The organism is Neosynechococcus sphagnicola sy1 (genome assembly GCF_000775285.1).
In the GTDB taxonomy this organism is placed as follows: domain Bacteria; phylum Cyanobacteriota; class Cyanobacteriia; order Neosynechococcales; family Neosynechococcaceae; genus Neosynechococcus; species Neosynechococcus sphagnicola.
The window spans coordinates 75,480-95,890 of sequence record NZ_JJML01000001.1 but is presented as its reverse complement, the minus strand read 5'-3'; the positions used below and the strand labels follow the sequence as shown (position 1 = coordinate 95,890).

The window sequence follows — 20,411 nt, the reverse complement described above, 5'->3', positions numbered from 1 at the left end:
AGAAGCAGGGCATGACCTGAGAGATATCTCTATAGGGTCTAACTCTGTTTATTGTACCCCTTGCTGGGCTGAATCAGCGGCTGTCTGGGAAAGCAGTCATGGGGCAACAACAACCCTGGTAGCAATCCCAGGGCAGGGGTACTCAGCCAGCACAGGACTAGTGTATCAGTGCTACGATCGAACACAGAAAAAAGAGAACAACCGAAAAAGGATGCTACCCTGCATGGCAGAAATTGACAAGTCAATATCCATTGATGGAAGGGATATTCGACTCAGAATTGGTCTACTAGCTCCCCAGGCTGGTGGTTCGGTGCTCATTCAATCTGGGGATACAGCTGTTTTAGTGGCCGCAACACGAGCCCCTGGCCGAGAAGGCATTGAGTTTTTTACCGTTGACCGTTGACTATGAAGAACGTATGTATGCGGCGGGGCGCTTCCCCGGAGGGTTTCTGCGGCGAGAAGGACGGCCCCCTGAAAAAGCCATCCTGACAGGGCGGCTGATTGACCGTCCCCTGCGTCCCCTTTTCCCCAGCTGGTTGCGAGACGATCTTCAGGTGGTGGCTACCACCGTCTCCATGGATGAACAGGTACCCCCCGATATCCTAGCGGTTACGGGAGCCTCCCTGGCCGTGTTGCTGGCAAAAATTCCTTTCTACGGCCCCATGGCAGCTGTGCGTGTTGGGCTGGTGGGAGATGAATTTATCATTAACCCCACCTTTGCCGAAATTGAGGCAGGTGATCTGGATCTGGTGATTGCGGGTTCACCGGAGGGCGTGATCATGGTGGAAGCGGGTGCCAATCAGTTACCCGAAGCCGACATCATTGAAGCGATTGACTTTGGCTACGAAGTGGTACGGGATCTGATCCAAGTGCAGCGAGATCTGATCGCGGAACTGGGAATTGAAATTGTCCTTGAGGCACCACCCGTTGCCGATGCTCCTCTGGGAACCTTCCTGCAGCAGCGGGCGACGGAGCCAATTCAAGCGGTGCTGAAACAATTTGAACCCGATAAAACTGTCCGGGATGCGGCACTGGATGCAATTAAAGATGAAATTGCCCAAGCGATCGCCCAGTTGCCGGAAACCGATCCAGTGCGCCTAGCAACCACCACCAACGCCAAGGTCTTGGGGAATCAATTCAAGGATCTGACCAAAAACTTGATGCGTCGCCAGATCCTAGATGAAGGACGGCGGGTAGATGGGCGCACCCTGGATCAGGTACGGCCGATCTCAGCGCAGGTTGGGAGATTTTACCCAAACGGGTTCATGGCAGTGGGTTGTTCAATCGAGGATTGACCCAGGTGCTATCGGCGGTCACCCTGGGTTCACCGGGGGATGCCCAAGAACTGGATGACCTGCATCCAGATGAGCAAAAACGCTATATTCACCACTATAATTTTCCCCCTTACTCCGTGGGGGAAACCCGCCCCATGAGATCGCCGGGGCGGCGGGAAATCGGCCATGGAGCCCTAGCCGAGCGGGCCTTGATCCCGGTCTTGCCCTCCCAGACAGATTTTCCCTACGTGATTCGGGTGGTATCTGAGGTGCTCTCTTCCAATGGCTCCACCTCCATGGGTTCGGTCTGCGGATCGACCCTGGCTCTCATGGATGCAGGGGTTCCAATTACAAAGCCCGTCAGTGGAGCCGCCATGGGGTTGATTAAGGAAGGCGATGAAGTCCGTATTCTTACTGACATTCAGGGTATTGAAGATTTCCTGGGTGACATGGACTTTAAGGTTGCTGGCACCGATACGGGCATCACAGCCCTGCAACTGGATATGAAGCTCACGGGCTTGCCGTTGTCCGTGATTGCCCAAGCGATTCACCAGGCCAAACCCGGACGGATGCATATTCTGGAGAAGATGCTCAGCGCCATCGACCAACCGCGCCCAGAGATGTCTCCCTATGACCCCCCGCCTGCTAACGATTAAGATTGACCCGGATCAAATTGGCATGATTATTGGCCCCGGTGGCAAGACTATCAAGGGGATTACCGAAGAAACAGGGGCGAAGATTGACATTGAAGATACGGGCATCGTCACCATCTCAGCCGTAGATGGCGAGAAGGCCAAGCGGGCACGCAGTATTATTCAAGGGATGACCCGGAAGCTGAATGCCGGAGATGTCTATGTTGGTCGGATTACCCGGATTATCCAGATTGGAGCCTTTGTGGAATTCCTACCGGGCAAGGAAGGGATGATTCACAGTTTCCCAGTTGGCGGACTACCGGGTGGGCAAAAGTTGAGGATGAAGTGGCGGTGGACGATGAGGTGATCGTCAAAGTGCGTGAAGTTGACAGCAAAGGACGCATCAATCTCACCCGTCTCGGTATTCATCCCGATGAAGCCGTCGCCGCCCGCGAACTTGCGGCAAGTCTCTAGGACCTGCTGCTATGAACCGGATGCTGATGCTCCTATCCCTGTGGTTATCCGTCTCTCTCTGGGGGACGGTAGCAGATGCCTTCAATGCCAATGACATCCAACGACTGAGAACCCAACGGCAATGTCGGGGCTGTGATCTCAGTGGAGCCGATCTGAAGGGGATGGATCTCCAGGGGGTTGATCTAGACGCGGCCAATCTCAGTAAGGCCGATTTGAGTGGAGCCGACTTAAAGGCGGCGAATCTCCAACGGGCCAACCTCCAGCGGGCCAACCTGACTAAGGCGATCCTAGTGCAGACCTTACTGGTGAAAGCCAATCTTCGGCGGGCCAACCTCACGGAAGCCCAACTGACCAAGGCGAATCTCCGAGGTGCAAATCTGTTGGGTGTGGATGTCACGCGTGCAGATCTTCAGATGAGCTTTTATGACAGCACAACGATTCTGGATGGTACCTTTGACCCTGCTGCTCGGGGGATGAAGAAGTTCTAAAGAATCCTGACCCTAGGGATTTAGAGCCTGGGCGATCGCATCCACGACGCGCCCCACGGGGAGCAACTCTAGCTCTGCCGTTGCATAGCTCGTGCCCTTGGGAACGATCGCCCGTTGGAATCCCAGTTTGGCTGCTTCCTTTAGCCGGAGCTCCATTTGTGACACCGGGCGAATCTGTCCCCCGAGTCCAACTTCTCCGATCACCACCGTGCGCGGATTTACCACACGATCGCGAAAGCTAGCAACCACCGCGATCGCCACTCCTAAATCTGCGGCGGGTTCTTCCACACTCAAACCCCCCTGCGGAAGAAACATAAGCATCCAGTTTCGACAGCGGAATGCCCAAGCGTTTCTCGAGCACGGCGAGAATTTGTAGCAGGCGATTGTATTCAATCCCCGTTGCCGATCGCCGGGGGGAACCATAGCTGGTGGGGCTGACTAAGGCTTGCAATTCCACCACAATCGGACGGGTGCCCTCACAGGCAACAATGGTGGCGGTGCCAGATGTGACTTCATCCCGACTGCCCAAGAATAATTCCGATGGGTTGAGGACTTCTCGTAAGCCCTGATCCACCATTTCAAAGACGCCGATTTCGTGGGTGGCCCCAAAGCGATTCTTCACCGATCGCAGTAGCCGATGGCTGGCAAAGCGATCACCTTCAAAATAGAGCACCGTATCCACCAGGTGCTCCAGTACCTTCGGCCCCGCGATCGCTCCATCCTTGGTTACATGTCCCACAATCAACAGGGGAACATGGTGCTGCTTGGCAAATCGCATCAGCGCGGCGGTACATTCCCGCACTTGGGCCACGGAACCAGGAGCCGAGCTGAGGGCACTCCAGTACAGGGACTGAATACTGTCGATCACCCCCACCTGGGGGCGCAGCGACTCCAGCTCTTGAAGAATCGCCTCTAAGTCGATCTCCGGTAACAGGTAGAGGTTAGCGGCTGCCACGGCTAGACTTGAATCATCCCCCCGTGACTCAATTTGTAGCCGTTGGGCTCGCAGCTTCACCTGTTGCCCCGACTCTTCGGCACAGACATAGAGGACGCGATGGCGCTGGGACAGCTGTTGAGACACCTGTAAGAGCAGGGTGGATTTCCCAATCCCAGGGTCACCTCCTACTAACACCAGCGAACCGGGGACAATCCCCCCCCCGAGCACCCGATCCAATTCGGTATAGCCTGAAGACAGTCGGGCTTGGGGATGATCAACAATCTCAGAGAGCGTCAGAGCCAAGCGGGGGAGGGGATCTACGCTGGGCGATCGCCGGGTCGTCAAGGGCGATCGCTGGGTCGTGGTTGGCAGCGTCGATATCACCTGCTCCTGTAGGGTTCCCCAGGCACCGCAGGCGGGGCACTTGCCAAAATACTGGGGCGTTTCAGCCCCACAGTCATCGCAAATAAAGCGGGTTCGTGCCTTGGGCATCCTGACGGGGTTCAATGATTACAGAGATCTTAAGAATTAAAAACTTTAAGCTGGGTGTCAATGAGATTATAAACTGTAAAGAATATGCCGCAATTTACCTGATCATAAAAGCCTTAATCTCTGCAAGATTGAGCAGGTTTAACGAGTATCTTGGTCTCCCAGAACAAAAATAACTATCTCGAATTCCCAGGAAGGAGTGTTGAGTCCATTGGAAAATCACAAGGAGAAAATTCTAGTCGTCGATGATGAAGCAAGCATTCGTCGGATTCTAGAAACTCGTCTGTCGATGATTGGCTACGATGTGGTGACCGCAGCAGATGGTGAAGAAGCCTTAGAAACTTTTCGCAAAACCTCACCGAATTTAGTGGTGCTGGATGTGATGATGCCGAAGCTGGATGGGTACGGAGTCTGTCAAGAATTACGCAAAGAATCGGATGTCCCTATCATCATGCTGACGGCCCTGGGAGATGTTGCCGATCGCATCACCGGTCTTGAGTTAGGAGCCGATGACTATGTTGTCAAGCCCTTTTCCCCCAAGGAACTGGAAGCCCGGATTCGCTCGGTACTCCGGCGTGTAGAAAAGACGGGGAGTACGGGAATTCCAAGCTCTGGGGTGATCCATGTTAGCAGCCTCCGCATTGATACCAATAAACGCCAAGTCTATAAGGGGGATGAGCGCATCCGCCTGACTGGCATGGAGTTTAGTTTGCTGGAATTGCTGGTGAGTCGTTCGGGAGAGCCCTATTCCCGCGCTGAAATCCTCCAAGAGGTTTGGGGCTACACCCCTGAGCGCCATGTGGATACTCGGGTAGTTGACGTTCACATCTCTCGCTTGCGGGCCAAGTTAGAAGACGATCCCAGCAATCCGGAGTTGATTTTGACGGCGCGGGGGACTGGCTATATGTTCCAGCGAATTATTGAGCCAGGGGAAAAGAACGAATAACCCCTGTCTGGGGGGCAACTGCGATCGCCGAGATTGGGGAGAAGCTGATTCCGGTGAGGCGCATCTGGTAAAATTTCTTAGGTTTCTATTAAGATTACTCAATGAAATCAACCAGGGCGCGGATTGCGATCGATGCAATGGGCGGGGATCATGCCCCGGCTGAAGTAGTGGCGGGAGCGCTACGGGCACGGGAAGAACTGGATGTGGATATCCTACTGGTGGGCGATCCCCAGCAGATCCAGGCCAGTTTACCACCCCAGGCCAACGTTGCTGCCCTGCGCATTGTTCCTGCAGAAGGAACCATTGAAATGCACGAGGAGCCGTTGACTGGCTTGAAGCGAAAGCCCCAAGCCTCTATTAATGTGGCCATGAATTTGGTGAGGCAGCAACAGGCCGACGCTGTTGTCTCTGCGGGTCATTCGGGGGCAGCTATGGCTGCGGCGCTGTTACGCTTGGGACGGTTGTCTGGCATTGACCGACCTGCGATCGCCGTTGTCTTGCCAACTTTGATTGCAGGCAAGGCCGTGATGATTCTGGATGTGGGGGCCAATGTGGATTGCCGCCCCAAATTTTTAGAGCAGTTTGCCCTCATGGGCAGTGTCTATTCCCAATATGTCCTGGGTGTCGCTGACCCGAAGGTGGGGTTACTAAATATTGGGGAAGAAGCCTGTAAAGGCAACGACCTAGCGATCCGCACCCATCAGCTGCTCCAGGACAACCCGGTGATTCCCTTTATTGGCAATGCCGAGGGGCGAGATGTGCTCTCAGGTCAGTTCGATGTCATTGTCTGCGATGGCTTTGTTGGCAATGTGCTGCTGAAGTTTGCTGAAGCCGTGGGCAGTGTCGTCTTACAAATCCTCCGGGAGGAATTGCCCCAGGGGCTCCACGGTAAACTTGGAACCACCTTACTCAAACCCAACCTCCGGCGCATCAAGCAACGAATTGACCACGCCGAGCATGGCGGGGGGCTATTGCTCGGCGTCGCAGGGATTTGCATTATCAGCCATGGGAGTTCCCAGGCACCCTCAATCTTCAACGCCATCCGACTCGCCAAAGAGGCCGTTGATAACCGGGTCTTGGAGCGAATTCAGGCCTCCGACCCCCACACTCCCCAAGGGACGGTCAGCAGCGATGCAAGGGGTGAGGAGTGAGCAGCGATGCAGTCCCCCCCTCTGTCTTGACTCCATCGCCGTTTTTGGGTCTGGCCGTTACGGGAATAGGGGCAGCCGCCCCTGCACCTTCCCTGAGTAACGACCAGATGAGCCAGTTTGTTGACACCTCCGATGAGTGGATTCGCTCTCGGACAGGCATCTGCGATCGCCACCTCGCCGATGCCCATACCTCCTTAACCGATATCAGCACCCAAGCAGCCCAGGCTGCTTTAACCATGGCAGGGCTACAACCATCGGAGTTAGATTTAATCGTCCTTGCCACCTCAACCCCGGATGATTTATTTGGCAGTGCTTGCCAAATTCAGGCAGCCTTGGGGGCGAGTAATGCGGTGGCCTTTGATATGACAGCCGCCTGCTCTGGATTCGTCTTTGGCTTGGTGACAGCGGCTCAGTTTATCCGCACCGGGGTTTATCGCAATATCTTACTGATTGGGGCCGATATGCTCTCCCGCTGGGTAGACTGGTCCGACCGCCGCACCTGTATTTTATTCGGGGATGGGGCCGGAGCCGTTGTCCTGCAAGCGAATGATCGCGATCGCTTACTGGGGTTTGAATTACGCAGTGACGGCACCCAGAATCACTACTTAAACCTGGCCTACCAGGCTCAGCCTCAGGATTTAACGCCTGAGATCAGCGTCGCCCACGGCAGGTTTCATCCGATTACCATGAATGGCCAAGAGGTCTATCGGTTTGCGGTCAAGCGCGTCCCCGAAGTGATCGAGAAAGCCTTGTTTCGGGCGGGGTTAAGGGTTGAGCAGATCGACTGGTTCGTGCTCCATCAAGCCAACCAGCGGATTCTTGATGCCGTTGCCCAACGACTCCAGATACCTCCAGAGAAGGTAATTAGTAATCTAGCCCACTACGGCAATACCTCCGCCGCTTCCATTCCCCTCGCCCTGGATGCAAAGGTTCGCCAGGGTCAAGTGGGCTGTGGCGATACCATTGCGGTGGCTGGATTTGGGGCTGGGCTTACCTGGGGAGCCGCAATTTTTCAATGGGGGCGTTGAGTTTTCTGGACAAGACATCGGTGATTCTGGGGTCAAAACCAGATTAAATGAGATCAAACAGACCGGTTCTATCATTCGCATTGATTTCAGATCGTAATTTTGAGGAGTGTATTCAAACAATGGCTAAAACAGCATGGGTGTTTCCGGGTCAGGGATCTCAGTCTGTCGGCATGGGAATGGATCTCCTAGATCTGCCCACCGCTCGAGAGAAGTTCCAACAAGCTGAAGCAATTCTGGGATGGGCAGTGCCGGATCTCTGCCGGGGCGAAGATGCGCTGCTGTCGCGCACCCTTTATACCCAACCCTGTTTGTATGTCGTTTCCAGCATTCTGGTCGATCTTCTGCAACAGCAGGGGGAACAACCGGATCTCCTAGCGGGCCATAGCCTAGGGGAATACGTGGCCCTGTATGCCGCTCACGTTTTTGAGTTTGAGGTGGGTCTACGACTGGTCAAACGTCGGGCTGAACTCATGGATAGTGCCTCTGGGGGCATTATGTGTGCTCTCATTGGTTTCGATCGGGGACAACTTGAGGCGCAAATTCGCCAGACCCCCGACGTGGTCTTAGCCAATGACAACCATGAAAGCCAAGTCGTGATCTCTGGCACCGAGGAGGCTGTCGCAGGGGTGCTGTCCCAGGTAAAGGTGAAGCGGGCAGTGCGCCTGAACGTCAGTGGCGCTTTTCACTCCCCCTTGATGGCAGGGGCGGCTCAAGAATTCCACCAACGGTTAGCCGCAGCTCCCTTCACCGATGCCCAGGTGCCGGTGTTATCCAATGTGGAGCCTGTCCCCACCCTAGAAGCTGTGACCTTGAAGGAACGCTTGATGCAGCAGATGACTGGCTCAGTGCGTTGGCATGAAACCTCGCTGCGGCTGCCCGTGGAAGGGATCGAACGGGTGGTAGAAATTGGCCCTGGGAAGGTATTGACTGGTTTGGTCAAACGCACCTGCCCCCAGTTGTTGATGGAAAATATCCAAGGGATGGCTGATCTGGAATCCAGAGCAGCTGCCCTGGTCTCCGCCTAACCTGGCTGAGATCGCCCATGCCTAGGAGCCGGGAACCTCGAATTAGCCTCATGCTCTACCACTTGTTTAAGTGGTCAGTGGTGAGTCCGATGCTGCATCTGTACTTTCGGGGACGCCTCTATGGGGCGGAACAGGTTCCCCAGCAAGGGCCGCTGATTGTGGTGAGTAATCATGCCAGTGATTTTGACCCCCCAATGGTTTCCAATTGTGTGGGGCGGCCAGTTGCTTTTATGGCCAAGGCAGAGTTGTTTCAGGTGCCGATTTTGGGTCAGGCAATTCAGCTTTATGGTGCCTATCCGGTGAAGCGGGGAACGGGCGATCGCGGAGCGATTCGAGCAGCCTTGGCGATGCTGGAAAATGGCTGGGCCGTTGGGGTGTTTTTGACGGGCACCCGCACCGCCGATGGTGAGATTATAGACCCCAAGCCAGGAGCGGCTTGGATTGCTGCCAAGGCTCAGGCTCCCTTGCTACCCGTCAGTCTTTGGGGAACTCAGAAAATTCTGCGGCGGGGTCAACGATTCCCCCGACCCGTGCCGGTGACGGTTCGCATTGGTCAACCCATTGCTCCGCCACCTTCACTGGAACGAGCAGCGCTGGAATCGGTGACCCAGGAATGTGCTGCCGCAATTACGGCTTTGCACAATCTAGGACGTTAGGCCAGCAATTGCTTTAAGTATCAGGCGCTCCCCGTGAACGTCACTTCCGGGAACTTCGACTGGGCCTCTGCCATTGATTTCTTACGACCTTCTTCTTGCCAGTAGTTAATCACTTCCGTTCCCTTATTCAGCAATTCAATGCGATCAGCCTCTGCAATCCAATGCTTTGCCTCCAGCTCGTTTTTGAGTTGTTCCCAGGCATCATTGCGTGGCCAGAAAAAGTACGAGGTCAGGGGACTGGTGCCTTTGCCGACCACTTGATCCACCGCGATCGCAACATTCTCTTCCAGCCAGAGAACTTTAAGAATAAATTTTGACAATCACACCTCCAGGGCTGTCTCAGGCTGACACAAAAACTCTACAATCTCTCATGATACGCTACAGCGCTGGTAGACGACAAAAAACCGACGATACGGTAAGCTGTGATTCTTTCGTCAGATGCCCTGGATACGTGTTTTCATCCCCAATGACTCCTGAAATGCCACGAATCACCGCCGTTCGCGCCCTGGTTGTATTTGACATTGACGGTGTCGTGCGAGATGTCGGCGGTTCCTACCGTCGTGCCCTTGCCGATACCGTGGAACACTTTACAGCAGGAGCCTACCGTCCCTCCGCTGCTGAAATTGATGCCCTGAAGACAGAGGGAGTGTGGAACAACGACTGGCAGGCTTCCCTAGAACTGACAGCCCGCTACTTTGAGCAGCAGGGACACCTGCGAAACCAACTCAATCTCAATTACGAGCAGATGGTGGCGTTCTTCCAGTCCCGGTATCGAGGCCCAGATCCCCAAAACTGGACTGGCTATATTACCCAGGAGCCGCTGTTGCTGGAGCCTTCCTATCTGGAAAGCTTGAGGGCAGCTAGCATTCCTTGGGGCTTTTTCAGTGGTGCCACCCGTGGGTCTGCCACCTATGTTTTAGAAAAACGCTTGGGCCTTGTGCAGCCAGTGCTGATTGCCATGGAGGATGCTCCAGGTAAGCCTGATCCGACAGGCTTGTTGACGACAGTGCATCAGCTGGAGCAACGCGCTGGGGTCGAACCCTTACTCCCGGTCTTGTTCGCTGGAGATACCGTTGCGGATCTGTACACCATTAATCAAGCACGGGAACTCCATCCAGAACGTTGTTGGATCGGCGTAGGGATCTTACCACCCCACGTTCAGGAAAGCGCAGTAACCCGTGCTGACTATGGGGCTATTTTGCAAGCAGCAGGGGCGGCAATTGTTTTAGAGAACATCCAGCAACTGGGGCTGCGTCAAATTCAAATGTTGATTGCTGCTACTTCTTCGGGGTAAGCATCATCATCATATTGCGTCCTTCTTTCTTGGGAGCCTGTTGTACATCTGCCAGATCTTTGAGATCCGTGGCCATGCGTTTCAGCAGCTCCTCGGCTAAGTCACTGTGCTGAACTTCCCGGCCTCGAAACGTGATAGTTGCCTTGACCTTATCCCCAGCTTTTAAAAATCGCTCTGCCTGGTTAATGCGAACATTGTAGTCATGTTCCTCAATCTTGTAACGCATCTTCACTTCTTTGACATCAGCGGTATGCTGCTTCTTCTTGGCTTCCCGTGCTTTCTTTTCTTGCTCAAATTTGTACTTGCCATAATCAGTGATCCGACAAACCGGCGGATCAGCCTTGTCGCTGATCAGCACCAAATCCAGCTCCTTTTCCTCCGCGAGTCGCTGGGCTTCACGGGGAGGCATGATTCCTAACTGTCCACCTTCGGTATCAATGACTCGAACTTTAGGGAAACGAATATTACCGTTGATAGCAGGTAGATCGCGGTTTGGTTTTCTTTCAATCACAGACATCTAGAAATTTAACAAATGGCGAATAAAAAGTTGGAATTCAGGGGCAATGGGTTCTGCAATCACAGTGGATCAGAGCGCTGGCGATGAGGTGGCGAATTAACAACTGACTAGGCACATAAGGTAACAAGCCCTTGCATGATGACGCCAGTTCGGGGGCACAATCTCCAGACAGCCTGGAGAATCGCATTCCATCAGCGAGTTAACAGTCGAGAAAACCTCAACAGATTTCTGCCATTTACTCTAGCCTATCTATCCAGGATTAGTCTAATCATACACCGCCAACTCTGGGGGACTGGATCCAACGAGTAATGTTTTGTGATTTCGTTTTTTCCCAGCGTTCATTGCCCTGAGATCGCACTATCTAGAAGCTGGGTGAACTGAAAATTAAGTCCAGTCGTTGCTGTGCTGATTCTAATGCAGCTTCGGGTGTGGTTTGGTTCAGGAGGGTGGCTTCAATCGCCCGTCCCAGGTTTTCGGAAATGCGGTTGTACCCCGGTGCAATCGGTCGAGATCGCCCATGGGTTGCCTGGTTTAAAAATACCCTAACGGCGGGTTGCTGAGTCACAAATGCTTGATAGTCAGCACTCTGGCGGGACTTAAGATTCACGGGCAAATACCCAGTTTGGATCGCCCACTGGGTTTGAAACCCTTCACTGAGGACATACTCGGCAAACTGCCAGGCGGCTTGCTCCCGCACAGGGGTAGTTTTGAGAATAAACAAATTTTCACCTCCTACGGCGGTTGCTGGGGCAACGTCAAACGGAATTGGCAACACCCCAAAATCAACCCCGGTGGACTGAAGTTGCCCCAAGGTCCAAGGGCCGGAGAGTTGCATGGCCACCTTACCCGCTAAAAAGCTATCCAATTCGTAGCCCCGTTCCGGCTGGGAAAGGATAGCGGAACCGTCTTGGATCAGATCTTGCCAGAACCCGAGAGCTGCGATCGCCCCTGGATTGACTAATTGGGGTAGCCCCCCCGCCAGCAACTCTCCGTGGGCACTCCAGAGAAAGGGCAACCAGGTAAACACTGTCCATTCTCCCTTGCCCAAGGGCAGGAGGATTCCATGTTGATCGACGCGACCATCGCCATTGGTATCACGGGTGAGTTGACGGGCTACCTGGCGAAATTCGGCCCAGGTGGTGGGCAGTTGGGTCACCCCTGTGGCTTGGAACAAGCTGGGGCGATAGAACACTCCGACATTATTGGTGCCAAAGGGGACGGACCAGAGTTGTTGCTTCAACTCCATGGAGGCAAACAGGGCTGGATCAATTTGCGATCGCAGCGGCGAGTTTGCCAACTGCTGATCCAGGGGCACAATCGCATTAAGTTCCCACAACTGTCCCGTCAACATCGGGGCAAACCAGAGGAGGTCGGGGGCGGCATTGCCGACGACCGCCGCCAAAATTTTAGGTAATTGCTGATCGGCCTGTCCCACATACAACGCCTCGACCTGAATCGTGGGGTGTTCTCGATTAAACTGATCCACCAACCGTTGCAACACATCCCGATTCGGGGGTGGATTCACCCCATGCCAGAGCGTCAGGTGCAGCACACCCGTGTCTAGCGGCTTTGCGAGCCACAAGGGCTGGCAGCCCGCCAGCAGCAGGAGCGCTGTGATTGCCAGGAACAGCCCCCCCATCAATGCCTTGAACTGTCTCCAACCAATCCCCATGCTTTCACCCTCGCTTGCGACGGATCGCTGCTGTTCATGACGGATACCAATCCAATCCATGAAAAAAGGGCAGAGTGTCTGCCCTTATCAATGCAATGCTTCAAGTTTTTAGGAATCAACCCTAGGCGCTGTAGGGTGTGTTGCCACTAAATTTCAGGGTCACAGGTTCTGGATTCCGACCAATATTGCGATCCTTCTTACCAGCAAATTCACGACCCGCATTTACTTTCTCAGGGAAGACGCCATCCTTGGGATGGAGATACTCCACATCTCCACCGGGGAAGATGCGATAAATTTTATAATCAGTGATCTTAAATTTCCGGAGTTGAGTTCCCAGGGCGAGGCATTGTTCCTTGCGAGCTAAGGGGAGAAGATTCTCGCCTTCCTGCATGGTTGCAGCGCCACCTGTGGGCATTTCAAATACTTGTGCTTTGGGGCTAGTCCAGGTGATGGCGTACTTTTCTTCAACATCTGCATTTGTCAATAGGCCACCTGTGCTACCACCAAACAAAGGAGGTTGTCCAGTCAGGGTTTCTGCCATAGATATCACTCTCAACGTTTCTTCGGCATCCTACCACTGAGCGGTTGCCCTCCTCAGTATTTTGTCAGGAAGCTTTACAGTTTTTATCATCAGATACAGACTGTATAGCTAGGGGTCAGACGCTGGACTCAGCAAGTTGATGCTTTAACTTCAGGAGGCGATCGGAGTAACTGCGGATGACTTCAAGGGCAAACATAGGGGTTTCCTGGACGGCAAACAGGAAGTGAGAACGATTCATGGTGGTGAGCTTGCAATCGGTTTTTGCCAAGGCAGTTGATCCCCGCAGTCCCTCTGGGTGCACCAGTGCCCCCTCGCCGAAGAGATCCCCCGCACCGATGATCTCGACGCTTTTGCCATGGAGCTGCAGCTCCACTTCCCCCTCAATAATGCCGTAGACAAGTTCACCCGGTTGGCCAATGTCAAAAATGATCTCCCCCGCCGTAAAGGCGTGGATACCGAGTTTATCCCCATAAACTTCGAAAACTTTTGTCGGTTCTAGCATGGTTGGGGGGCTCCAGTGGTTGGAATGTTCATGATCATGATGGTAAGTAACGGGGATTGCATCCCCCTGAAAAGTGGCTGGGTTAACGAACTAGGTACCGGGCAAATTCCGCAGCTCCTCGCTCATGTAGGAGCGATCGCCCAAAACTTGTAACAAGGGGCCATGGAGGGCAAACTTGACGACACTGATTGAAGCAGCGGGCATATCGATGCGATCACGGTACCGCCCGAGGTCAATGCCCAGCAAACTACATAAAATCACCCGGATCGTCGCCTTGTGGGAGACCACTAAAACATTGCCAGTGGTATATTTGCTTTCAATTTCTGTGATCACAGGCATGACTCGGCTGGCAATTTGCACGGCGGTTTCACCGTCCGTGGGGGGGTTCCACGCCGGTTCTGTTAGCCAGTGCACATAGTCTGCCGCATATTCAGCTTTGACGAAGTCCGTGGTTTGACCTTCCCACTGACCATAGTGAATTTCCTTGAGGCCATCCTGGAGTTGCATCTCGATTCCCACGGCCTCACACAGGGGCTTGGCAGTGGCAATGGTTCGCTGCATCGGGCTGACATAGACAGCAGCCCAGGGCAAGCTTTGGTAAGCAGCGGCAAAGGCCGCAGCCATCTGACGGCCTGCGGGGGTGAGTTGAGGATCGAGGGCTCCGCAGTAACCTCCCGTGCGGCTATATTCTGTTTCTCCATGGCGCAGTAAGTAGAGCTTGAGATTCATAGGCATTCTCCCGACAGGTGATGGGTACTGACGGCATTTCCTGGAAGTATTCTGGCAGGTTCCTCCCGGAAGGCTTTGTTAACTAGCAGACTTGACAATTTGGTCAATCCATTCGATCTGCACACCTGCCATTGCTTCCAGTTCCCAACCCCTGGTTGCTGACACCGAAGGGATGGCTTAAATTTTGACGGGCTTCACCTGCCAGATATCCTGACAATAGTCGCGAATGGAGCGATCGGAGGAAAATTTGCCGATTCTGGCTACATTGAGAATCGACATCCGTGTCCATTGGTCGGGGTCACCATAGGCACTGCCCACCCGATCCTGGCAGTCCACATAGGCTTGATAGTCTGCTAACAGCATGTAGTCATCCCGCCCCAGGAGGGCATCAATGATGGGTTGAAACAGCTGGGTATCTCCCTGGGATAAATTGCCACTGGCCATGCGATCTATTACCGCTCTCAGCGCTGGATTGCTGTGGTAGTAGTCCCAAGGATTATAGCCTCGGGTCTTAAATCCATAGACCTCCTCGGCGGTGAGACCAAACAAAAAGAAGTTTTCAGCCCCGACTTCCTCTCGAATTTCAACATTGGCACCATCCAGGGTGCCAATGGTCAAAGCCCCATTCATCGAGAATTTCATGTTTCCTGTTCCAGAGGCTTCCTTCCCAGCGGTGGAAATTTGTTCCGAGAGATCCGCTGCCGGATAGACCCGCTGGCCAAACTTCACACTGTAGTTGGGCAAAAATACCACCTTGAGGCGATCGCCCACCACTGGATCGTGGTTCACAACCTCACCCACCGCATTAATCAGCTTGATGATGAGCTTTGCCATGAAGTACCCTGGTGCAGCCTTACCACCAAAGATAAAGGTGCGCGGTGTGATCTCTAAACCAGGATGTTGTTTCAGGCGATTGTAGAGGGTAAGAATGTGTAAAACATTGAGGTGCTGGCGTTTGTACTCATGGATGCGCTTCACCTGGATATCGAATAAAGAGGCAGAATCCACCTGCACCCCGGTTTCTGCCTGAATATAGGTGGCTAGATCCTGCTTGATCGCCTGCTTAATCTGCCGCCACTCTCGACAAAATTCTGGATCATCAACAAATGCCTCCAACTGCTGAAGATCTTCAAGGTGCTTGATCCAACTATCGCCAATTTTTTGGGTAATCAGATGGCTCAAGCGAGGGTTGCTCAGCACCATCCACCGCCGGGGGGTGACTCCATTGGTTTTGTTACTAAACTTCTCAGGGCAAAACTCGTAAAAGTCACGCAGCACGTCCTGCTGTAACAACTTCGTGTGCAGGGCGGCGACGCCATTGATGGCATGACTGCCCACCGACGCTAAGTTCGCCATCCGTACCGACTTTTCAGCCCCTTCTTGAATCAGAGACAGTCGGGACAGTCGCTCCGGATCACCAGGAAATTTCTCCCTCACCTCAGCCATAAACCGCCAGTTAATTTCGTAAATAATTTCCAGGTGGCGGGGTAATAATTTGCCGAATAGGGAGATAGACCAGCGCTCCAGGGCTTCGGGGAGCAGGGTGTGGTTGGTGTAGGCAAAGGTTTTTTGAGTAATCGACCACGCCTGATTCCAATCCATGGCATGTTCATCCACCAACAGTCGCATCAGTTCGGCAACCCCAATGGAAGGATGGGTGTCATTCAGCTGCACCGCAAACTTCTCATGGAGCTTTTCCAGGGGTAAATCCTGCCGGATCAGAATCCGAATCATGTCTTGGAGGGCGCAGGAGACAAAGAAGTATTGCTGTTGCAGTCGCAGCTTCTTGCCCTGGAGGGGATCATCATTGGGGTAGAGCACCTTGGAGATGTTCTCGGAGATCACCTTGTCATTGACGGCACCGTAGTAGTCCCCGCGATTAAATTTCTCAAAGTCAAAGGATTCGGTTGCCTCTGCGGTCCACAACCGCAGGGTGTTGGCCGTGTCTGTGCGATACCCCAGGATCGGCGTATCGTAGGGGATGCCGGAGACCACTAGCTCGGGAATCCAGTTCACTTGGTAGCGACCCTCGCTATCGGTGATCGCTTCGGTATGCCCGCCGAACTTGACTTGGACGCTCCATTCCGGACGGACAATTTCCCACGGATTGCCATAGCGCAGCCATTTATCGGTAATTTCGACCTGCCAGCCATCCCGAATTTCCTGGTCAAAGATGCCAAACTCGTAGCGAATGCCATAGCCCAAGGTGGGAATTTCTAAGGTAGCCAGGGAGTCCAGGTAACAGGCGGCCAACCGCCCCAGTCCCCCGTTCCCCAGACCGGGCTCCTCTTCCTGTTCCAAAAGTTCTTCCAGGTTGAGCCCAAAGCTTGCCACCACTTGCTGCGCTAGGTCATAGATTCCCAGATTGATCAAGTTATTGCCCAGATGGGGCCCCATCAGGAACTCAGCAGAGAGATAGACAACCGTACGGGAACCCTGGCTTGTATAGTGTTCTGCCGTTTTGAGCCAGCGTTGCAGCATGCGATCTCGCACCGTATAAGCCAGCGCCATGTAGTAATCGTTGAGGGTGGCGATTTTGGGAAACTTCCCCTGGATGTAGAACAGGTTATCTGCCATTGCCCGCTTCAGGGTCTCGACGCTTAGCCCGGTGCGGTCATCTTCTACCAAAACGTCTCTCGTCTGCATTAGGTTGCCTCAGGTGTTGCTCATGGGAGTCTGAAGAAGTGGCGTCTGGAATGAACTCGGGTGCTGTTCAGCAAGGTTTTGAATATTACTTCTCCTGCTCCAGCATGGCTTTCGCCTCTAGGAGTTGCTGCCGATGCTCCTCACTAACGGCAGGATAGTGCAAGTCGAGAGCCTTGAGCTTGCTACAAATAATGTCTGCTACCGCCAGACGAGTAAACCACTTGTGGTCAGCAGGAATAATATACCAGGGTGCCCACTCGGTACTGGTATGACTGAACACTTCTTCGTAGGCGTCCATGTAGTCAGACCAGAAGGTTCGTTCTAGGGCATCGCTGGCTGAAAACTTCCAATTTTTTTCTGGTTGTTCAATCCGATCTAAAAACCGCTGCTTCTGTTCTGCCTTCGAGAGGTTGAGGAAAAACTTCAAGACAACAATGCCATTATTCACCAGGTATTGCTCAAACTGTTGAATCTCAGTAAACCGCTGCTGCCATAACCTTTTTGACGGGACACCCTGGGGAAGTTGCTGACGGGCTAACAGTTCTGGATGTACCCGCACCACCAATACCTCTTCGTAGTAGGAACGGTTAAAGATACCAATCCGCCCTCGTTCGGGCAGGGCTTTCATTGATCGCCACAGGTAGTCGTGATCGAGTTCTTCAGCGGAGGGCGCTTTAAAACTAAACACCTGGCAGCCTTGGGGATTCACCCCCGACATCACATGCTTAATCGTGCCATCTTTCCCCGCTGTATCCATTGCCTGAAAAATCATCAGCAGGGCATGGGTATTTTGGGCATACAACATATCCTGATAGGCCGCTAAGGTCTGAATATCCTCTTGGAGTTTACCTTCAGCCTCAGCTTTCCCTGAATAGGCTCCGACGAAGTCCGGGTCGTAGTCCTTAAGATGAACGGTTGAGCCTGGTTTGACCAGGAAAGGGGTATGGTCCATTTCCAGAGGGTATTTTGTGCTGCCATTCCAGTGAAGCATTTCTGGCCGATCAATGCCGTATTCGTGGGCATAGAGGCAGTTCTCAAGGGGGATATTGCATGGTGCCCTTTTCCTGGTATAAAGCTTTGTGGCTATAGCAGCAGCGATCACTCAACACCTCCCCTATTAAAAAACGGGAGGGGCAGTCCGATAAAAACTGCATCCTCCCTGGTTTCCTCTACAAGAAACAACTCAAATGTGGATAGGGAACCTACTTGGTTTCTGAGAACTCCGCATCAATGACATCATCACCGCTCCCCTCAGCGGTTGAGGAGCCAGGAGCTGCCCCCTCCCCATCCGCAGTTGGCCCACCAGCCTGTTGATAGAGGTTGGCACTAATACCGTAGAGCGCCTGCTGGAGATCGGTGGTCAGCGTCTTGATGCGCTCGTCGTCTTCCTTGGCAATGGCATCTCGCAGGTCTTTGACCAGCCCTTCTACCTTGGATTTGTCATCGGCGGGAACTTTGTCACCCAGTTCTTTAATTTGCTTCTCTGCCTGATAAGCCAGGGAGTCAGCCTGGTTCTTGCGTTCGATTTTCTCCCGCCGTTCTTTGTCATCGGTGGCATGCTGTTCAGCATCCCGAACCATCCGCTCCACGTCATCCTTCGGCAAGGTCGATGCCCCGGTAATACTAATCGACTGCTCTTTGCCCGTGCCTTTATCCTTGGCCGTCACATTGAGAATGCCGTTGGCATCAATATCAAAGGTGACTTCAATTTGAGGCACCCCCCGAGGTGCTGGGGGAATGCCATCCAGTCGGAAGGTACCCAAGCTCTTGTTATCCGTGGACATTTCCCGCTCCCCTTGCAGAATGTGGATTTCCACATTGCTTTGGCCGTCCACCGCAGTTGAGAAAACTTCGGACTTCTTGGTGGGGATGGTGGTGTTACGGGGAATAATCTTGGTCATCACACCGCCCAGGGTTTCGACTCCTAAAGACAGGGGGCTGACATCCAGTAACAGGATATCCTTAACCTCACCGGCCAATACCCCTGCTTGAATGGCGGCTCCGACCGCCACAACTTCATCCGGGTTCACCGTCTGGTTTGGTTCTTTGTCCAGCACTCGCTTTACCAGTTCCAGCACTGCCGGAATCCGGGTGGAGCCACCCACCATCACAACTTCGTCGATGTTGCTTTTGTCTAACTTGGCATCCCGCAAAGCATTCTCGACGGGTACTCGGCAACGGTCAATCAGATCGGAGCACAGTTCTTCAAACTTGGCACGGGTCAGGGTTGTATCCAGGTGCTTGGGGCCATCCTGAGTGGCGGTGATAAAGGGAAGGTTAATCTCGGTCTGGGTGACGCTCGACAGTTCGATTTTGGCTTTTTCCGCCGCTTCGGTGAGGCGTTGTAACGCCTGCTTATCTTTCCGCAGATCGATTCCTTCCGATTTGCGGAATTCTTCAGCTAGGTAGTCCACAATCTTTTTGTCGAAGTCGTCCCCACCCAGGTGGGTATCCCCAGAGGTTGCCAAGACTTCAAACACACCGTCGCCCACTTCCAGAATGGAAACGTCGAAGGTGCCTCCCCCCAAATCGAAGACCAAAATGGTTTCGTTGCTCTTTTTAATCCAAACCGTAGGCCAAAGAAGCAGCCGTCGGCTCGTTAATGATTCGCAGTACTTCAATCCCAGCAATGCGTCCGGCATCTTTTGTCGCTTGACGCTGGGAGTCATTAAAATAGGCGGGAACCGTGATTACAGCTTGGGTAACGGTTTCACCTAGATATTTACTGGCATCCTCCACCAGCTTCCGCAGCACCTGGGATGAAATTTCTTCCGGTGCAAATTGCTTGCCAGCGGCTGGACAATCTAGCTTGACATTGCCACTGATATTGAGGGTTTTATAGGAAACTTCCGTGGCTTCGTGGGTGACTTCATCAAAGCGACGACCAATGAACCGTTTCACCGAGTAGAAGGTGTTCTCAGGGTTCATGACGGCTTGGCGCTTGGCAATTTGACCTACAAGGCGATCGCCATTCTTGGTAAATGCCACAACGGAAGGCGTGGTGCGAAACCCTTCTGCATTCGCGATGACGGTAGGCTTGCCACCCTCCATAACCGCAACACACGAATTTGTTGTGCCTAAATCAATTCCAACTACTTTTGCCATAGGGTTCGGCTCCAATCAACGATAAATACATCTGGCATATCGACTTTGCCAATTCACTTTAGGAGTGAGGCGGTGGCTGTAGCCAATGCTGAAGTCAGCGGGTCGCGAGGACAGCAGTCACTCAAGGAAGAAAGTTTGCCGTGCTGCACGCTGGGACAGTCCAGTACACCCCTCTATACTGAACGGGTTGAGGCTCTCTGATGAAGGGGGATTTACCGAACCTACGAAGGGGCGGTTCACCCCGAGTCAGGAAATCGAGCCTGGGATCTTCCCCATAGAGGGGTATTGCACGACTGCTTGAGGAT

17 protein-coding genes and 2 pseudogenes are annotated in these 20,411 nt (G+C 53.4%); 8 read left to right on the top strand and 11 right to left on the bottom strand.

The features are described 5' to 3' along the window. The first annotated feature begins 223 nt into the window (after positions 1-223). Both DO97_RS30505 and DO97_RS00475 read left to right on the top strand, forming a co-directional pair. A pseudogene (locus DO97_RS30505) lies at positions 224-2,380 on the top strand (polyribonucleotide nucleotidyltransferase). An 11-nt stretch (positions 2,381-2,391) separates the two neighbouring features. Continuing rightward, positions 2,392-2,868, top strand: a complete 477-nt coding sequence (locus DO97_RS00475) for a pentapeptide repeat-containing protein (protein WP_081980567.1) — start codon at positions 2,392-2,394, stop codon at positions 2,866-2,868. Between the two features lie 12 nt (positions 2,869-2,880). Here the strand turns inward: DO97_RS00475 and DO97_RS27990 are convergent, their stop codons facing one another. After that, a complete protein-coding gene (locus DO97_RS27990; RefSeq protein ID WP_338038084.1) occupies positions 2,881-3,156 on the bottom strand; it encodes a magnesium chelatase domain-containing protein in 276 nt (91 codons plus the stop codon). After that, positions 3,107-4,297: a DNA repair protein RadA gene (gene radA / locus DO97_RS00470; RefSeq protein WP_338038083.1), complete on the bottom strand. Its 1,191-nt coding sequence runs from the start codon at positions 4,295-4,297 to the stop codon at positions 3,107-3,109. The genes DO97_RS27990 and radA overlap by 50 nt, the downstream gene beginning before the upstream one ends. 208 nt (positions 4,298-4,505) lie before the next feature. Between radA and rpaB the strand changes: the two genes are divergently transcribed. The 5 genes from rpaB (at position 4,506) to DO97_RS00445 (ending at position 9,100) form a co-directional block, all read left to right on the top strand. Then, positions 4,506-5,240 (top strand): response regulator transcription factor RpaB, encoded by a 735-nt coding sequence (rpaB, locus tag DO97_RS00465; protein WP_036530227.1) that lies wholly within the window; start codon positions 4,506-4,508, stop codon positions 5,238-5,240. A 101-nt stretch (positions 5,241-5,341) separates the two neighbouring features. Continuing rightward, positions 5,342-6,391, top strand: a complete 1,050-nt coding sequence (gene plsX / locus DO97_RS00460; RefSeq protein WP_036530224.1) for a phosphate acyltransferase PlsX — start codon at positions 5,342-5,344, stop codon at positions 6,389-6,391. Continuing rightward, positions 6,388-7,419, top strand: coding sequence for a beta-ketoacyl-ACP synthase III (locus DO97_RS00455; RefSeq protein ID WP_239651324.1), 1,032 nt, complete (start codon positions 6,388-6,390; stop codon positions 7,417-7,419). Before plsX ends, DO97_RS00455 begins: the two co-directional genes overlap by 4 nt. Positions 7,420-7,538: 119 nt before the next feature. Further along, positions 7,539-8,444: an ACP S-malonyltransferase gene (gene fabD, locus DO97_RS00450; RefSeq protein WP_036530220.1), complete on the top strand. Its 906-nt coding sequence runs from the start codon at positions 7,539-7,541 to the stop codon at positions 8,442-8,444. 17 nt (positions 8,445-8,461) lie between these two features. Then, on the top strand, positions 8,462-9,100 hold the full coding sequence (locus DO97_RS00445; protein ID WP_036530219.1) for a lysophospholipid acyltransferase family protein: 639 nt from the start codon (positions 8,462-8,464) through the stop codon (positions 9,098-9,100). Positions 9,101-9,120: 20 nt separating this feature from the next. Here DO97_RS00445 and DO97_RS00440 read toward each other — a convergent pair whose 3' ends face one another. Beyond that, a complete protein-coding gene (locus tag DO97_RS00440) occupies positions 9,121-9,420 on the bottom strand; it encodes a 30S ribosomal protein PSRP-3 (RefSeq protein ID WP_036530217.1) in 300 nt (99 codons plus the stop codon). A 158-nt stretch (positions 9,421-9,578) separates the two neighbouring features. Between DO97_RS00440 and DO97_RS00435 the strand changes: the two genes are divergently transcribed. Beyond that, positions 9,579-10,394 carry a TIGR01548 family HAD-type hydrolase gene (locus DO97_RS00435; protein WP_036530214.1) on the top strand — a complete coding sequence of 272 codons (816 nt, stop codon included), beginning with the start codon at positions 9,579-9,581 and terminating at the stop codon, positions 10,392-10,394. Here DO97_RS00435 and infC read toward each other — a convergent pair. The 8 genes and pseudogenes from infC to dnaK all read right to left on the bottom strand — a co-directional run bounded on the left by infC (position 10,378) and on the right by dnaK (position 20,106). Beyond that, positions 10,378-10,911, bottom strand: coding sequence for a translation initiation factor IF-3 (gene infC / locus DO97_RS00430; protein WP_036530204.1), 534 nt, complete (start codon positions 10,909-10,911; stop codon positions 10,378-10,380). The two genes, DO97_RS00435 and infC, sit on opposite strands and share 17 nt — an antisense overlap. A gap of 361 nt (positions 10,912-11,272) precedes the next feature. Further along, complete coding sequence (locus DO97_RS00425) at positions 11,273-12,550, bottom strand: ABC transporter substrate-binding protein (RefSeq protein WP_193365043.1); 1,278 nt, start codon at positions 12,548-12,550, stop codon at positions 11,273-11,275. 154 nt (positions 12,551-12,704) lie between these two features. After that, on the bottom strand, positions 12,705-13,124 hold the full coding sequence (gene psaD, locus DO97_RS00420; protein ID WP_036530202.1) for a photosystem I reaction center subunit II PsaD: 420 nt from the start codon (positions 13,122-13,124) through the stop codon (positions 12,705-12,707). A 115-nt stretch (positions 13,125-13,239) separates the two neighbouring features. Beyond that, complete coding sequence (locus tag DO97_RS00415) at positions 13,240-13,626, bottom strand: Crp/Fnr family transcriptional regulator (protein WP_036530201.1); 387 nt, start codon at positions 13,624-13,626, stop codon at positions 13,240-13,242. A gap of 90 nt (positions 13,627-13,716) precedes the next feature. Further along, positions 13,717-14,355, bottom strand: a complete 639-nt coding sequence (locus DO97_RS00410) for a histidine phosphatase family protein (RefSeq protein ID WP_036530352.1) — start codon at positions 14,353-14,355, stop codon at positions 13,717-13,719. 177 nt (positions 14,356-14,532) lie between these two features. Continuing rightward, positions 14,533-17,001 carry a glycogen/starch/alpha-glucan phosphorylase gene (locus DO97_RS00405; RefSeq protein ID WP_036530350.1) on the bottom strand — a complete coding sequence of 823 codons (2,469 nt, stop codon included), beginning with the start codon at positions 16,999-17,001 and terminating at the stop codon, positions 14,533-14,535. 85 nt (positions 17,002-17,086) lie between these two features. Next, the gene (locus DO97_RS00400; RefSeq protein ID WP_036530198.1) at positions 17,087-17,953 is read right to left on the bottom strand and encodes a polyphosphate kinase 2 family protein; all 867 of its coding nucleotides are present in this window, start codon (positions 17,951-17,953) and stop codon (positions 17,087-17,089) included. A 250-nt stretch (positions 17,954-18,203) separates the two neighbouring features. Then, positions 18,204-20,106, bottom strand: a pseudogene (gene dnaK / locus DO97_RS00395) (molecular chaperone DnaK). Positions 20,107-20,411 lie beyond the last annotated feature (305 nt).

What these genes read in the sequence shown, in the direction of transcription:
- DO97_RS00405 (WP_036530350.1), bottom strand. Translation starts at nt 17,001, where the DNA reads ATGCAGACGAGAGACGTTTTGGTAGAAGATGACCGCACCGGGCTAAGC.
- fabD (WP_036530220.1), top strand. Translation starts at nt 7,539, where the DNA reads ATGGCTAAAACAGCATGGGTGTTTCCGGGTCAGGGATCTCAGTCTGTC.
- DO97_RS00435 (WP_036530214.1), top strand. Translation starts at nt 9,579, where the DNA reads ATGCCACGAATCACCGCCGTTCGCGCCCTGGTTGTATTTGACATTGAC.
- DO97_RS00400 (WP_036530198.1), bottom strand. Translation starts at nt 17,953, where the DNA reads ATGGACCATACCCCTTTCCTGGTCAAACCAGGCTCAACCGTTCATCTT.
- infC (WP_036530204.1), bottom strand. Translation starts at nt 10,911, where the DNA reads ATGTCTGTGATTGAAAGAAAACCAAACCGCGATCTACCTGCTATCAAC.
- DO97_RS00410 (WP_036530352.1), bottom strand. Translation starts at nt 14,355, where the DNA reads ATGAATCTCAAGCTCTACTTACTGCGCCATGGAGAAACAGAATATAGC.
- DO97_RS00425 (WP_193365043.1), bottom strand. Translation starts at nt 12,550, where the DNA reads ATGGGGGGGCTGTTCCTGGCAATCACAGCGCTCCTGCTGCTGGCGGGC.
- plsX (WP_036530224.1), top strand. Translation starts at nt 5,342, where the DNA reads ATGAAATCAACCAGGGCGCGGATTGCGATCGATGCAATGGGCGGGGAT.
- DO97_RS00415 (WP_036530201.1), bottom strand. Translation starts at nt 13,626, where the DNA reads ATGCTAGAACCGACAAAAGTTTTCGAAGTTTATGGGGATAAACTCGGT.
- DO97_RS00475 (WP_081980567.1), top strand. Translation starts at nt 2,392, where the DNA reads ATGAACCGGATGCTGATGCTCCTATCCCTGTGGTTATCCGTCTCTCTC.
- psaD (WP_036530202.1), bottom strand. Translation starts at nt 13,124, where the DNA reads ATGGCAGAAACCCTGACTGGACAACCTCCTTTGTTTGGTGGTAGCACA.
- radA (WP_338038083.1), bottom strand. Translation starts at nt 4,297, where the DNA reads ATGCCCAAGGCACGAACCCGCTTTATTTGCGATGACTGTGGGGCTGAA.
- DO97_RS00445 (WP_036530219.1), top strand. Translation starts at nt 8,462, where the DNA reads ATGCCTAGGAGCCGGGAACCTCGAATTAGCCTCATGCTCTACCACTTG.